Source organism: Nocardioides korecus, assembly GCF_054778395.1.
Map to the genome: position 1 here is coordinate 360,576 of NZ_BAAGZO010000001.1, position 12,965 is coordinate 373,540.

At 74.4% G+C, this 12,965-nt stretch carries 15 protein-coding genes; 8 read left to right on the forward strand and 7 right to left on the reverse strand.

All coding sequences use genetic code 11. The features are described from left to right. The first annotated feature begins 5 nt into the window (after nt 1-5). Genes ACYVDA_RS01685 through ACYVDA_RS01700 form a run of 4 tightly spaced genes read left to right on the forward strand, consistent with a single transcriptional unit; the run spans nt 6 to nt 2,234 of the window. The gene (locus ACYVDA_RS01685; protein ID WP_460814275.1) at nt 6-1,004 is read left to right on the forward strand and encodes an asparaginase; all 999 of its coding nucleotides are present in this window, start codon (nt 6-8) and stop codon (nt 1,002-1,004) included. Between the two features lie 38 nt (nt 1,005-1,042). Further along, nucleotides 1,043-1,696 carry a polysaccharide deacetylase family protein gene (locus ACYVDA_RS01690; RefSeq protein ID WP_460814277.1) on the forward strand — a complete coding sequence of 218 codons (654 nt, stop codon included), beginning with the start codon at nt 1,043-1,045 and terminating at the stop codon, nt 1,694-1,696. Further along, on the forward strand, nt 1,693-1,923 hold the full coding sequence (locus ACYVDA_RS01695; protein ID WP_460814279.1) for a hypothetical protein: 231 nt from the start codon (nt 1,693-1,695) through the stop codon (nt 1,921-1,923). The genes ACYVDA_RS01690 and ACYVDA_RS01695 overlap by 4 nt, the downstream gene beginning before the upstream one ends. Then, the gene (locus tag ACYVDA_RS01700; protein ID WP_460814281.1) at nt 1,923-2,234 is read left to right on the forward strand and encodes a hypothetical protein; all 312 of its coding nucleotides are present in this window, start codon (nt 1,923-1,925) and stop codon (nt 2,232-2,234) included. The genes ACYVDA_RS01695 and ACYVDA_RS01700 overlap by 1 nt, the downstream gene beginning before the upstream one ends. 140 nt (nt 2,235-2,374) lie before the next feature. Here ACYVDA_RS01700 and ACYVDA_RS01705 read toward each other — a convergent pair whose 3' ends face one another. After that, the gene (locus tag ACYVDA_RS01705) at nt 2,375-2,932 is read right to left on the reverse strand and encodes an isochorismatase family protein (protein ID WP_460814285.1); all 558 of its coding nucleotides are present in this window, start codon (nt 2,930-2,932) and stop codon (nt 2,375-2,377) included. A 214-nt stretch (nt 2,933-3,146) separates the two neighbouring features. Next, nucleotides 3,147-5,393 carry an FUSC family protein gene (locus ACYVDA_RS01710; protein ID WP_460814288.1) on the reverse strand — a complete coding sequence of 749 codons (2,247 nt, stop codon included), beginning with the start codon at nt 5,391-5,393 and terminating at the stop codon, nt 3,147-3,149. A 163-nt stretch (nt 5,394-5,556) separates the two neighbouring features. Between ACYVDA_RS01710 and ACYVDA_RS01715 the strand changes: the two genes are divergently transcribed. From ACYVDA_RS01715 to ACYVDA_RS01730, 4 genes are all read left to right on the forward strand, one after another. Further along, nucleotides 5,557-6,192, forward strand: a complete 636-nt coding sequence (locus ACYVDA_RS01715) for a hypothetical protein (protein WP_460814291.1) — start codon at nt 5,557-5,559, stop codon at nt 6,190-6,192. A gap of 177 nt (nt 6,193-6,369) precedes the next feature. After that, a complete protein-coding gene (locus tag ACYVDA_RS01720) occupies nt 6,370-6,801 on the forward strand; it encodes a VOC family protein (RefSeq protein ID WP_460814295.1) in 432 nt (143 codons plus the stop codon). Nucleotides 6,802-6,887: 86 nt separating this feature from the next. Further along, nucleotides 6,888-7,334: a MarR family winged helix-turn-helix transcriptional regulator gene (locus ACYVDA_RS01725; protein ID WP_460814297.1), complete on the forward strand. Its 447-nt coding sequence runs from the start codon at nt 6,888-6,890 to the stop codon at nt 7,332-7,334. A 2-nt stretch (nt 7,335-7,336) separates the two neighbouring features. Further along, the gene (locus ACYVDA_RS01730; protein WP_460814299.1) at nt 7,337-7,759 is read left to right on the forward strand and encodes a hypothetical protein; all 423 of its coding nucleotides are present in this window, start codon (nt 7,337-7,339) and stop codon (nt 7,757-7,759) included. 49 nt (nt 7,760-7,808) lie between these two features. Here the strand turns inward: ACYVDA_RS01730 and ACYVDA_RS01735 are convergent, their stop codons facing one another. The 5 genes from ACYVDA_RS01735 to ACYVDA_RS01755 all read right to left on the reverse strand — a co-directional run bounded on the left by ACYVDA_RS01735 (nt 7,809) and on the right by ACYVDA_RS01755 (nt 12,948). Continuing rightward, nucleotides 7,809-9,554, reverse strand: coding sequence for a DUF429 domain-containing protein (locus ACYVDA_RS01735; RefSeq protein ID WP_460814301.1), 1,746 nt, complete (start codon nt 9,552-9,554; stop codon nt 7,809-7,811). Nucleotides 9,555-9,644: 90 nt separating this feature from the next. Beyond that, on the reverse strand, nt 9,645-10,493 hold the full coding sequence (locus tag ACYVDA_RS01740; RefSeq protein ID WP_460814304.1) for a hypothetical protein: 849 nt from the start codon (nt 10,491-10,493) through the stop codon (nt 9,645-9,647). A 97-nt stretch (nt 10,494-10,590) separates the two neighbouring features. Next, nucleotides 10,591-11,448, reverse strand: coding sequence for a phosphatase PAP2 family protein (locus ACYVDA_RS01745; RefSeq protein WP_460814306.1), 858 nt, complete (start codon nt 11,446-11,448; stop codon nt 10,591-10,593). Continuing rightward, nucleotides 11,445-12,341 carry a VTC domain-containing protein gene (locus ACYVDA_RS01750; RefSeq protein ID WP_460814308.1) on the reverse strand — a complete coding sequence of 299 codons (897 nt, stop codon included), beginning with the start codon at nt 12,339-12,341 and terminating at the stop codon, nt 11,445-11,447. The genes ACYVDA_RS01745 and ACYVDA_RS01750 overlap by 4 nt, the downstream gene beginning before the upstream one ends. After that, nucleotides 12,331-12,948, reverse strand: a complete 618-nt coding sequence (locus tag ACYVDA_RS01755) for a DUF4956 domain-containing protein (RefSeq protein ID WP_460814311.1) — start codon at nt 12,946-12,948, stop codon at nt 12,331-12,333. Before ACYVDA_RS01755 ends, ACYVDA_RS01750 begins: the two co-directional genes overlap by 11 nt. Between the last annotated feature and the right edge of the window lie 17 nt (nt 12,949-12,965).

A 12,965-nucleotide genomic window follows, 5' to 3' on the forward strand; every position in this document is an offset into this window, starting at 1 on the left:
ACCACGTGCAGGTGACCGTGATCGGCACGGGCGGGACCATCGCCAGCCGGCACGTCGACGGCGCGGTCGTCGCGAGCGTGCGGGCCGCCGAGCTGCTGGCCGGCGTGGACGCCGCCGTCCTGGCCGGGGCCGAGGTCCGGGCCGTCGACGTGGGCACCAGCCCGAGCTTCGCCTTGACGCTGGAGGAGCAGGCCGCGATCGCCCTGCGGGCCTGTGACGCGCTGGCCGCGGGGGCGGACGCCGTCGGGGTGACCCACGGCACCGACTCGATGGAGGAGACGACCTTCCTGCTCGACCTCCTGCACGCCGGTGACCAACCGGTCGCGGTCACCGGTGCCCAGCGCCCCCACGACGACCCCGATCCCGACGGGCCGGGCAACCTGGCCGACCTGCTGCGGGTGCTCAACAGCGAGCGGGCGCGTGGGCAGGGGGCGATGCTCGTCTTCGCCGGCGAGGCCTGGCCGGCGTACGGCGTCCGCAAGGTCCACACCAGCGACCTGCACGCCTTCGCGGCCCAGGCCGGGCCGCGGCTCCACGTCGGCCCCGATGGCGTGATGACCGCGACGGCTCCCGGCGCGCGCGGGACCGTCTCGGGAGCGGTCGAGGCCGTGCGCGCGAGGGGGCTCGCACCCGTCGACGTCGTGGCCACGGTCCCCGGCAGCGACGGCTGGGCGCTCTCGGCCGTCCTGGAGCGCGGGACCCGCGGCATCGTCCTGCAGGCGCTGGGCATCGGCAACACCGCCCCGGCCGACACCGAGCAGGTCCGTCGGGCTGTCGACGCGGGCGTCCCGGTCCTGCTCACCACCCGGGTCGCCGGTGGCGGGGTGCGGCCGGTGTACGGCGGGGGCGGCGGCTTCGACCTGGACCGCGCCGGGGTCGTCTTCGCCGGGGAGCTGAGCACCTGGCAGGCCCGCGTGCTGCTGTCGGTCGCCCTGGCCGTGGACCCCGCGCACCCGCTCGAGGTGGTGCGGCCGTGGTTGGCTCGGCACGAGGCGAGCACCTGACCGGTCCTCGTCGGCACCCATCTCGAGGAGGCACCACCATGACCAAGGACATCAAGATCGCCTTCGGCACCGACGTCGACGCGGTCGGCGGTTGGCTCGGGTCCTACGGCGGGGAGAGCTCGCCGGACGACATCTCCCGCGGCGTGTTCGCCGGCGAGGTCGGCGTACCTCGGTTGCTGGAGCTGTTCCGCCGTCACGACATCCGCCAGACCTGGTTCTGGCCCGGTCACTCGATCGAGACCTTCCCCGAGCAGTTCGACGCCTGCGTGCAGGCCGGCCACGAGATCGGCGTGCACGGCTACTCCCACGAGAACCCGATCGCGATGTCGCGCCGCCAGGAGTCGGAGGTCCTCGACCACTGCATCGAGCTCGTCGAGACGCGCTCGGGCCGCCGGCCGACGGGGTACGTCGCGCCGTGGTGGGAGTTCAGCACCGTCACCAACGAGCTGCTCCTCGAGCGCGGCATCACCTACGACCACTCGCTGATGCACCGCGACTTCGAGCCCTACTACGTGCGCGTCGGCGACTCCTGGACGCCGATCGACTACGAGGCGGCCTCGGCGCACGACTGGATGAAGCCGCTGGTGCGGGGGGAGGAGACCGACCTGGTCGAGATCCCCGCGAACTGGTACCTCGACGACCTGCCGCCGATGATGTTCATCAAGTCAGCCCCAACAGCCACGGCTTCGTGAACCCGCGCGACATCGAGGAGATGTGGCGCGACCAGTTCGACTGGGTCCACCGCGAGATGGACTACGCGGCCTTCACGATGACGATCCACCCCGACGTGTCGGGCCGGCCCCAGGTGCTGATGGCCCTGGAGCGGCTGATCGAGCACATCAACGGCCACGACGGCGTGCAGTGGGTGACCTTCGACGAGATCGCCGAGGACTTCGTGCGGCGTACGCCCCGATCCTGATGTGCGGGGCCTGCGGGAGCGGCACCGTCGGGGCGCCGTGGGAGATCGCCTCCCACGGGGCGGGACCGCGCCTGCTGGCGGCCCGGGCCGCGGAGGCCGAGGCGCTGCTGGGGCGACCCTGGCGGGTGGGCGCCTTCGGACCGGCGGGCTACCCGGTCCGCTCGCCCACGGGCGCCGCGACCGTGCACCGCGACCTCGACGACCTGCTGGCCCGGCTGCTCGCGGTCGCGCCGGACGGCGTACGTCGTCGGGCGGTCGAGGCCGCGGACCGCTCCTTCGTCGCGCGGGCGTTCCTGGCCCGGGACGACTGACGGCGTCCGCTCTTCCAGGCGTGGCGCTGGGCCGGGAGGGTCGGGAGCCCCGCGATGCGGCCGGACCTCCTCGGGCGATCGGTCGGGTTGTCGGGTGAACGTTCGGGGGAAGAGCCGACTCATCCCCGGCTAGCCGGGGATCAGTCGGTCCCGAAGGACACCTCGGCGGTGGTCGCCGTGCCCGCGGTGCGGCCGGGGGCGGTGTGGTTGGACCAGTAGAGGTTGGTGTGGGCGATCACGAGGTCCGGGGTGGGAGCGCCCCAGGGGGACTGGTCCTCGGTGGTGTGGGCGTCGGCGACCAGCAGGGCGTCGTACCCCCGGGCCAGGGCGCCGTGCAGGGTCGAGCGGATGCACTCGTCGGTCTGCGCGCCGGCCACGACGAGCGAGCCGACGTGGCGCTCGGCGAGGACCTGCTCGAGGTCGGTGTCCTCGAAGGAGTCGGCGTACTCCTTGTGCACCAGCGGCTCGGAGTCCTCTCGCGCGAGCTCGGGGACGTAGTCCCACCCGGGGCTGCCCTTCTCCAGGTGCGGGGAGCTGTGGGCCACCCAGACGATCTCGGTGCCGGCGGCACGGGCCCGGTCGACCAGGGTGGCGACGTTGGCCACCACCCGGTCGCGGTCGTGGGCCTCGCCGACGACGTCGTTCTGGACGTCGATGACGAGCAGGGCGGTGGCGGGGCGGTCCTCGAGCGTGGTCATGGCGGTCTCCCGGGGTGGTGGGCGTCGTCCCGCCACGCTAGGCCGCACCACCGACAGCCGGAAGGCCCGACGTCGCCGTACGGCCGGGTGGCCGCCGGTCGTGCTCCGTCACCGGCCCACCTTGTCGGGCAAAAGGTGACCTTGTCGGGTGAACGTTCGGCCGAAGAGGTGACTGTTCCCCGGCTAGCCGGGGAACAGTCGGTCCCCCCGGCGATCACGGCCCGGCGAGGGCGGACAGCGCGCCGTGCAGGTAGTAGAGCTGCCGCAGCGCCGGGTCGGGTACGCCGAGGGGGGACCGTTGGCGGAACAGCGCCAGGTCGCCCCGGTCGAGCGGGCCCTCGGCCTCGGGCGCGGCGGCCCCGACCCCCGAGCGGGCCAGTGTGCGGGCCGCCTCGGCCAGGGCGTGGCCGGCCTCGGCGATCACCGCCGGGTCGCTCATCGGCCGCGACTGCACGTGCACGACCAGCGCCCGGGCGTGGGAGACCGACGAGGTGTAGAGGCCCAGGCGGCGCCGGGTGGTCGGGCTGTGGTTGCCCACGACCAGCGGCCGGGTCAGGGGGCGGGCCACGAGCAGCAGTCCGCGGGTGCGGTCGTCGAGGGACCGGGTGAGGGCGTCGAGGTCGACCCGGGTGCCCTCGGCGTACGACCCGACCGCGTCGAGCAGGTCGGCGAGCCCCTCCAGGACGGCGTCGCGGGAGGAGCGGACGGTGTCGCGGGTCGACAGCGGCGAGACCAGGAGCGCGACCACGATGCCGGCCGCCGCGCCGACCGCGGTCTCCTCCACCCGCAGCACGAGGAGCGCGTCGGAGAACGTGCCGAGGACGGTGTAGAGCTGGCCCAGCATGATCGTGACGAAGAAGATCATCCAGGCGTAGGAGATCTTGATCAGGTAGAAGCCGAGGAACACCGACCCCAGGATCGTGGCCAGCACCAGCGGGGTGTTCCCCTGGGTCAGTCGGGCCAGCACGATCGCGGCGGCGAGCCCGCCGACGGTGCCGATGACGCGGTTGGCCGCCTTGAGGAACGTCTCGGCGCGGGTGGCGGTGCCGGTGAAGGTGACGAAGGCCGCGATCACCGCCCAGTAGTAGCGCGAGGGCGAGAGCTGGCTGCCGGCCGCGATGGCCAGCACCCCGGCCAGCGCGACCTGCACGCTCTGCCGGGTGGCCAGGTCGCCGCGCGAGAGCAGGTTCCACCGACCGCCGCGGGCCCGCACGTCGGCGGCCACGGCCGGGGCGCCCGGCAGGTTGCCGAAGACCAGCTGGGCGGTGGGCTCGAACTGCTCCTCGACCGGGTCCAGGACCGGCGGGTCCTCCTCGCGGGCGTCGAGCTCGAGGAAGTCGCGCACGCCGATCACCACGTGCCGCGCGGGCCACCAGGTCGACTCCGCGCTCGCGTCGGCGGCCTCGCGGTCGCGGGCCAGCGCCTCCAGCCGCTCCCCGGCCGCGAGCGCGGGCCGCTGCCGCCGGGCCGCGGCGTGGCGCACCACGCGACGCGCCTCGGCCACCAGCTCGTGGTCCTCGGGGTCCAGCCGCAGGCAGGAGCCGGCCACCCGGTCCACCGCCTGCTGCGTCTCCAGCAGGCGGCGGCGCAGCTGCGGCCCGGTCCACCCGGTCGGGAGGGCGCGCGGGTCCTCCGACCAGGCCTCGGAGAGCAGCGCCGCCTCGGCCAGCCCGGCCTGCTGGGCGCCCACACGGCGTACGGCGCGGCGCCGCCGCCCGGCGGCTTGACGGGACCCCGACGTGACCGGGGACGGCCCGGTCCCGACGGGACCGGCCTCGACCTCGAGCAGGTCCTCGCAGGCGCGCAGCACGCCGCGGCAGCGGGCGAAGTACGCCGTCAGCGTGGAGGCCAGCGCCTTGCGGGGGTTGGTGCGGAACACCGTGACCGAGAGCAGGAGCACCCACACCGTCGCGACCAGCACCGCCACGAGCAGGCCCGGGACCATGTCGGGCGTGGCCTTGAGGAACGAGGCGAAGAAGAAGCCCATCCACCCCATGAAGCCGTAGAAGAACCACGGCCGCCCGAACCGGCGCACGAACACCGCCACGAACATGGTGAGCACGAAGCCGACCACGCGCAGGGTCTGGCTGCCGGCGGTCAGGGCGCCGCCGAGCATCCCGATCCCGACCGCGACCGGGAAGAAGGCCGCGTTGCGGACCTTGCCCCACCCCTCGGGCCCGACCAGGGCGTTGCTGCCCATCATCGCCACCACCGCGCCGAGCAGCATCGTGACCAGGGCGCTGCGGGGGTCCAGGCCCAGCAGTCGGCCGACCACGGCCTCGACGCCCAGCGCCGTGCCCATCGCGACCGCCGCCGAGGCGGCGGTGCGCAGCCGGTTCAGTCCCGGGTCCGAGGCCGCGAGCCGGTCCCGGGCCTCGGCCGCTCGGTCGAGCAGCGGGTGGGAACGGCCGGCTGGGCCGCGGACGCCGGGGGTCGTGCTGGCGGGGGACGGGTGGGGCACGGCCCCATCATGACGACAGTCTGCGACACCGCCGGCACGACGTACGCCGGCCCGGCTCGGCGCGCTCGCCACACAATGACCCGTCTGGGCTATATGCACTTAATGTCGGATTCGCTGACCATACAAGGGTCCCCCTGCCACACCCGAGCGTCGAGGAACCCCCATGACCGTCCGCAGCACCCGCGCACTCCACCGCCTGGTGGCCACCTCGACCCTCGTGGTCGCCGGACTCGGCGTCTCGCTCGCCCCGGCCCACGCCGACACCGCGCCGAGCGATACGCCCCCCACCGGCACCACCACCTCGTCCTGCGAGCAGGAGCACCAGGACGCCGCCGACGCCCAGGACGCGGAGGACGCGGCCCAGAAGGCCTACACCTCCCGGGCCGGGATGTCGGTCCAGGCCCACGCCGCCGCGCTGAAGAAGGCCGAGGCCAAGCAGGCCGCCGACGCCGCCAAGCAGGCGGCGGTCGCCGCGAAGAAGGCGGCCAAGCTCAAGGGGGCCAAGGGCCCGGAGGCCGCCCAGGCCAAGGCGGCCGCCAAGGCCGCCGCCGCCAAGGCGCGCGCCGAGAAGAAGCAGGCCGACCAGATCCGGCGCGCCGACCACAAGACCCTGGTCAAGCTGGTCCAGGCCGACCGCGCCCAGCTCAAGTCCGCCTGGGACCAGGCCAAGCAGCAGGCCGACGACGCCCAGCAGAAGTCCGACGACTGCGACGCGAACGAGGTCGAGGCCCCCGAGGTCGGCGACTCCCCCTCGACCCCCGACTCCCCGGGTGACGACCAGGGGTCGATGAGCGACTGAGTCACCGACCCACCCTCGCCGCGCCGTACCCACACTTTTGTGTAGGAGATGCAGCGCGGAGGGGCTCGAACGACGCATCCGCTACACAAATGTGTCGGCACCGCCGCGCCACCGGCCGGGAGCACCCGCAGGTCGTCACGACCCGGGGTGCGCCCGGCCGCTGGCTATGGTGCTGACATGTCCATCGTCACCAGCTCCGGCTACGCCCACGTCCGCCTGACCGTCACCGACATCGCACGCTCCAAGGCCTTCTACGACCAGGTCTTCGGCTGGCCCGCCGCCATCGACACGACCGCCGAGGTCTCCGACCCCAAGACCGAGGGCGAGGCCGCGAACTTCTACGGCGGCGTCGTCTACCAGACGCCGCAGGGCACCCTGTTCGGGCTCCGTCCGGTCGGCGACCAGACCTTCGACTCCGAGCACACCGGTCTCGACCACGTCAGCTTCACCGTCGACTCGCGCGCGGACCTCGAGCGCGCCGTCGCGGCCTTCGACGAGGCCGGGATCGCCCACGGCGAGGTCATCGACCTCACCGACGCCGGCCTGGCGATCCTGTCCTTCCAGGACCCCGACGACATCAACATCGAGCTCACCGCACCGCTGGGCTGACCCCGGGCACCCCGGCCGGGGCCGTCCTGCAGGACGACCCCGGCTCGCCAGGTGGTCAGCAGGGACCAGGGCCTACCCTGGGGGACATGTCCGGCACCCGTGACCTCCCCGCCCTGGAGGACCAGCTGTGCTTCGCGCTCTACTCCGCCTCGCGCGCGATGACCGCGGCGTACCGCCCCGGGCTCGACCTCGTGGGCCTGACCTACAGCCAGTACGCCGTGATGGTGCTGCTCTGGGAGCACGGCGCCCTCACCGTCCACGAGCTGTGCCGCCGCCTCGAGCTGGACAGCGCGACGCTGTCCCCGATGCTCCAGCGGATGGACGGCCGCGGCCTCGTGGAGCGTCGGCGCACGCCCGAGGACCAGCGCGTCGTCCTGGTGTCGCTGACCGCCGTCGGTGACGAGCTGCGCGACCGCGCCGCCCGGGTGCAGGCCGAGGTGGAGGAGCGCACCGGCCTGGCCGGCGGTGAGCTGGTGCGCCTGCGCGAGGAGCTCGTCGGCCTCGCCGAGCGGCTCCGGGCCGCCACGCGCTGACGGTGGCGCCCGACTCCTGGCGCTGGTCCCTGCTCGCGGCCACCGGCCTGCACGCGGGCTTCCAGGTGACGGTCACGACCCTCGTCTACCCCGCGCTCGCCCGCCTGCCCGGGAGCGCGTGGGCGCGCGAGCACGACCTGCACTCGCGGCGGATCGTCCCGCTGGTCGGTCTCGCGTACGCCGTCGTGCTGCTCACGACCCTCGGCGCCCTTCTCGCCGACCCGACGCCCCTGGTGTTCCTCAGCGCCGCCGGGAGCGCCGTGACGCTGGGGACCACCGCCCTGCGGGCCGCCCCGCTGCACGGTCGGCTCGGCCGCGGCCACGACCCGGCCCTGGTGCGGTCGCTCCTGGCCGCCGACCGGGTCCGCACCGCCGGCGCGGTGGTGGCCGTCCTCGCCGCCGCGGGCGCGGTCGCGCTCGGCTGAGGGCGTCTCGACACGCTCCGTCCGCGAGGGGAGGTCTCGACCGAGCCGCTCAGCCCTCGCGGGCGTCGAGCTTGTCCAGGCGGGCCTGGAGGGCGGCGCGGCGGTGGGCGTTGCCGTGCAGGCCGACGAAGGTGGAGCCGAAGGCGGCGAGCAGCGCGTCGTCGAGACGGCGCACGGCGCCCGGGGGGTAGCGGTAGTCCATCCGCTCCGCGATCCCGGCCTCGTCGACGTTGCGGAGCACCTCGCCGAGCTCGACCAGCGAGGTGACCCCGAGCTCGAGGAGCAGCCCCGAGATCCAGGCGTAGTGGTCGGTGCGCGACCAGCCGGCGTCGGCGTACTGCCCGGCCAGGAACGCCGCGAGCTCGCGGGCGTCGATGCGCGGGTCGTCGTCGGCCGGCGCGGGCGGGGTCTCGCCCGGGACCGCGCGCAGGGTGTCGCGGATGGTGGAGAACTCCTGGTCGGCCAGCTCCAGCAGGCCCGCGGCCAGGGTGAAGCGACGGTCGAAGTCGCGGGCGTGCTCCTCGGGGATCTGGCCCTTGTAGCGGATGTCGTGCTCGAACTCCGCCCACGCGTGCTGCAGGACGGTGCGGATCTGGACCTGGGCGGCGCGCCCCTTGAGGTGGGCGTACGCCGGCTGGGCCTCGCGGACCGCGTCGAGCCCGATCTGCAGGTGCCGGCTGGCGTAGCCGAAGCGACCCTCCTGGGCGGTCTCCTGCCCCATGTCGCGGTCGTCCACCACGACGACCTGGTCGTGCAGCAGGTCGGCCACGGCGGCCACGTCGGAGTGCACGTAGGTGATCACGCGCAGCCCGATGGTGTCGGTGATCTGGGTCAGCGGGTCGGGGTACATCGGCCGGCCGTCGCGGGTGCGCGTCGACTTCTCGGCGAAGGAGGCCACGCTCTTGGTGCGGCCCGAGACGGTCAGGTAGTTGATGCCCGCGTCGTCGAGGATGCCGGTGACCAGCGCGAGGGCCTCCTCGCTGGCCCGGACCAGGTCGGGGTGGCTCAGGGCGTAGGCGCGGACCGGGTCGACCGGCGTCCGCGAGGCCCGCTTGGTCGGGACCAGGTCGGCGGGCAGGGTCGGGGTCACGACGTAGCCGGTCTCGAAGTCGCCGTAGGTGGTGACGTCGTCGGGCCGGTGGTGGACGTAGATCGCGACGTAGGCGCAGACCACGGCGTCGACCTGGTCCTCGACCACGCGCAGCTCGCTCTTGCGGGTCGCGCTCTCCACCTGGTGGCGCAGGGCGGCCCAGGCCGGGCCGGTGAGCACCATCGCGGGTGAGGCGTCGGCGAGGCTCTCCAGCAGCCCCATCAGCACGAGCAGGTCGGTGCGCAGCTGCTCGAGGTCGCGACCGGGCTTGTTCTTGTACTTCAGCGTGCGGCCCAGGCGGAACAGCGCCACGGTCGCCGGGTGCGGGTAGACCTCGAGGGCCCGGCGGGCCCGGCCCGAGCGCGGGTTCATGTCCAGGCCCAGCGCCGAGGCGATCACGGCCCCGCGCGGGGTGCCGGCGAACTCCGGCTTGCCCGTGTTGGCGGGGTGCGCGCCGGCGTCGAAGCGGGCGAAGTCGCGGTTGAGCTCGGCCTCGCCGGGACGGTTGCCGGTGGCGTTCTTGACGATCAGGGGGGCGTCGAGCGCGACGAGGCAGTCGCCCTCGGCGTACGGCGCCAGGGTGGTGAGGATCTCCTCGTCGGTGCGGACCGTCGAGACGTGCACGAGCCGCCCGTCCGCGTCGAGGACGGCGAGGCCGGTGGGGCGCTTGACCCCCCAGGCGAGGTCGACTCCGATGTGGAACACGCCGCCCAGCCTGCCGTACGCCGCCGACGACGGCCCCACGACCCGGCTCTCAGGCCGCGTCGGGCCTGGCGCGGGTCCGGGTGGGACCGGTCAGGAGCGGGTGCCCAGGACGTAGCCGCCGACCAGGTCGCCCAGCAGCGCCCCGGCGTCGAGGTCGCTGGGCAGGCCGCCGGCCAGGTAGAGCCGGGAGTAGTCGACCTGGGCCTCCATCCGGGTGTACTGCGGCTCGCGGGCCGGGTCCATCGTGGTGAGGAAGGTCTGGGCGGCGGCGCCGGTGGCGGCGTAGTGCGAGGGGTAGGAGCACGGGCAGGTCGCTCCCGGGGCGGGCGTGCCCTTGGCGCCGGGCGGGCGCAGCGAGGGCCGCAGCACCGAGGGGGCCGACTGCTGCAGCTTCTTGGCGAGCGCGTCGGCGGTGCCCGTGGCGAGGACCAGGGCGCGCTTGAGCTGGCGGTCGCGGGTGGTGGCCGCGGTCGCGGACAGGGCGTGCTGCTGGGCGTCGTCCGCGGCGATCCAGACGTCGTGCGCGCCGTGCTTGGCCAGCCAGCGGGCGGCCTTGGTGCCCGTGGGCGTGCGCGTCGCGGCGACGGTGGCGACCTGGCTCAGCTGGGCGGTGCGAGCCTTGGTCGACGGCGGGGTCGGGACGGTCGCGACCAGCCAGCTCCGGAACGCGGCGTCGTCGCGGGTGTGACCGTGCGCGGCCCACCACTGCTTGAGCAGCGCCTGGGCCCGGGGCGCCTGGGCGGCGACCTGGTCGGCCACCGGGGTGATGGTGGCCTGGGCGAACAGCGGCGGCGCCGGGTCGTCGGCGAGCCGCTGCTCGACCCCGTTGGGGTGTGCCTCGGCGGTGTCGAGGTGCCGCGCCCCCAGGAAGGCGACGACCAGGGCCGCGACGACGGCCAGGGCGACGGCGCCGCGCTTGAGGGGGTGGGAGGTCTGCACGGAACCCAGGGTGCGACGTACGCCCTGACCAGCGGCTGAACGAGCCGGTCGGGCCGGCGCCCGGTCACGGAGGAGTCCCGAAGGGGTCACCGAGGGGTCAGGGGCGGGTGCCGAGGTAGTAGTCGCCGACCAGGTCGCCGAGCAGGGCGCCGCCGACGAGGTCGCTCGGCACGTGGCCGGCCATGTAGACGCGCGAGTAGTCGATCTCGGCCTCGGTCCAGCGGTACTCGCCCAGGCGCTGGGGCTCCAGGCCGCCCAGGTAGGCGGTCGCGGCCGCCCCGGCGGCGGCGTGCCGCGAGGGGTAGGAGCACGGGCAGACCTGGTCCTTGGTCACGTGGTGGTCCGGGCGCAGCGAGGGCCGCAGGACGTACGGCGCGGACTGCCGGTAGCGGGCGCCGAGCGCGTCGGCGGCCGTCTTGGTCAGCTTGAGCACTGCCTTGATGTCGGCCTTGCGCCGCGCGGCCTCCGTGCTCGTGAGGAGCTCACCCTGGTCCTTGGCGTAGAGCTTCCACAGGTCCTTCTTGCCGTGGGTCTCCAGCCAGGTCGAGGCCTTCGTGCCCGCCGGGGTCCGGGTCGCCGCCAGCTTCGCCGCCGCGTCCAGCTCCCGGGTGCGTGCGGCGGCCGCCGGCGGTCCGGGGAGGGTCTTCTCGACCCACGCCAGGAACGCCTTGTCGTCGCGGCGGTGGCCGTGGCCGGCCCACCACCCCTGGATCAGCGACGCCGCCCGGGCGGACTGGGCGTCCACGAGCCGGCCGGTGGGGGCGACGGTCGCGGTCGGGAACAGGGCGGGGGCCGGGTCGGCCTTGAGGCGTTGCTTGAGCGACGGCGTGGAGGAGGACGACGACGTCAGGCCGACGGCGTCCGTGGCACCGGTCGCGCCGGCGACCCCCGCCAGCACGGCGAGGACGGCCAGGACGGCGACGACGAGGTAGCGCAGGGGGATCGTGCGTGTCATGCGGATCGGCTCCAGAGGTCGGCGGCCCGCGCGGCGGCGGTGCCGGGAGTGGTGCTGGGGGTGGTGGTCGAGAGGGCGGGGGCCGGGCCGCGGTGCAGCACCCGGCCGCGCAGGTGGCGCACGTCGTTGTCGGGGATCGTCGGGTGGAGCACGCTGGTGCAGGCGGCGTACTTGCTGAACGAGGAGGGCCGCACCCCCAGCCCGCCGAGCAGGCGGTCGGCGTCGCTGGGGCGCAGGTCGCCCTTGGTCTCCAGCAGGACGTGGTCGTGGTCGACCCAGACCTGCTCGCGACCGGTCCGGTCCCCGCCGAGCAGCGGCGCGCCGGCCACGCCCCAGTCCAGGGTCAGCCGGGCCGGGTGCTCGTCGGTGCGGGCCAGGGTGGCACGCTCGTAGGTGATCTCCATCGAGGGCCGCAGCCGCTCGGCGTCGACCTCGATCCGGTGCCCCGCGAGGGTGTCGGTGAGGAAGCTGCGGGCTCCCGCCGTGAGGTGGCCGTACTCCTCGACCTCGGCCACGGTGACGGTCTTCACGGTGCGCCCGCGACCGTCCTTGGCCTTGACCTCGGTGCGGCACAGGCCGTCCTCGACGTAGAGGCGGCTGCGGGCCTTCCACCGTCGACGACGCTGCTGCACGTGCGCGCGGACGGTCCCGAGGTCGGCGGTGTCGAAGTAGGTGCTGCGGTAGTGGGTCGTGCGCCGGACGGGGTCGCCGCCGGGCACGGGCGGCAGCGCCAGCACCCCCCAGGCCGCGGGGAGCCGCGCGATGACCTCCTGGGCGACCGCGACCGGCACGACGTACTTGCGGTCCAGCCGGGTCAGGGCCGGTGCCCCCGCCACGACCTCGGCCAGCCCGACGTCGCGCCGGCTGCCGAGGTCCAGGAGGTCAGCGAGCACCGAGCACCTCCTCCTCGGTGATCGAGGCGCCGCTGGGCATCGAGGGGGGTACGGCGAACCGCACCGCGACGCGCGTGGTCTCGCGGACCAGGTCGACCTCCTCGACCACGACGTCCAGCGGCTCGAGGTCGAAGCGACGGCGCACGGAGTCGCCGGCCTCCCCGAGGCTGTCGACCGCGTGGTCCAGCGTGATCCGCATGACGCGGGTGACCGGCTGGCGGCTGCGGGTCTCGTCGACCAGCCACAGGGCGAGCAGCAGGACCACGTCGAGCATCACCACGAGCACGAGGTCGCGCCCGGGGAGGCCGTTGACCAGGGCCAGGACCAGGGCGATGAAGGTGTAGGCGACGTCCTTGAGCGTGAACGCGGTGCTGCGCAGCCGCACCAGGCTGAGCAGCCCGAAGAGGCCGAAGCCCACGCCGGTGGGGAAGTGGCCCGATCCGATCGAGGACACGGCGGCGAAGAGGCCGATGTTGAGGGCGGTGAAGACGAGCGTCATCTCGGGCGCGGCGAGGCGGCGGCGGTAGAGCCACCCCACCAGCAGCAGCATCGAGACGACGTCGACGCCGAGCCGGCCGGCGAAGTCGAGGAGGTCGGAGGTGCTCATGCCCGGAAAGGTAGGAA

Bases quoted from the DNA above. Each gene is read 5' to 3' on its own strand.
- ACYVDA_RS01705 (WP_460814285.1), bottom strand. From the start codon at position 2,932: ATGACCACGCTCGAGGACCGCCCCGCCACCGCCCTGCTCGTCATCGAC.
- ACYVDA_RS01690 (WP_460814277.1), top strand. From the start codon at position 1,043: ATGACCAAGGACATCAAGATCGCCTTCGGCACCGACGTCGACGCGGTC.
- ACYVDA_RS01715 (WP_460814291.1), top strand. From the start codon at position 5,557: ATGACCGTCCGCAGCACCCGCGCACTCCACCGCCTGGTGGCCACCTCG.
- ACYVDA_RS01720 (WP_460814295.1), top strand. From the start codon at position 6,370: ATGTCCATCGTCACCAGCTCCGGCTACGCCCACGTCCGCCTGACCGTC.
- ACYVDA_RS01745 (WP_460814306.1), bottom strand. From the start codon at position 11,448: ATGACACGCACGATCCCCCTGCGCTACCTCGTCGTCGCCGTCCTGGCC.
- ACYVDA_RS01755 (WP_460814311.1), bottom strand. From the start codon at position 12,948: ATGAGCACCTCCGACCTCCTCGACTTCGCCGGCCGGCTCGGCGTCGAC.
- ACYVDA_RS01700 (WP_460814281.1), top strand. From the start codon at position 1,923: ATGTGCGGGGCCTGCGGGAGCGGCACCGTCGGGGCGCCGTGGGAGATC.
- ACYVDA_RS01725 (WP_460814297.1), top strand. From the start codon at position 6,888: ATGTCCGGCACCCGTGACCTCCCCGCCCTGGAGGACCAGCTGTGCTTC.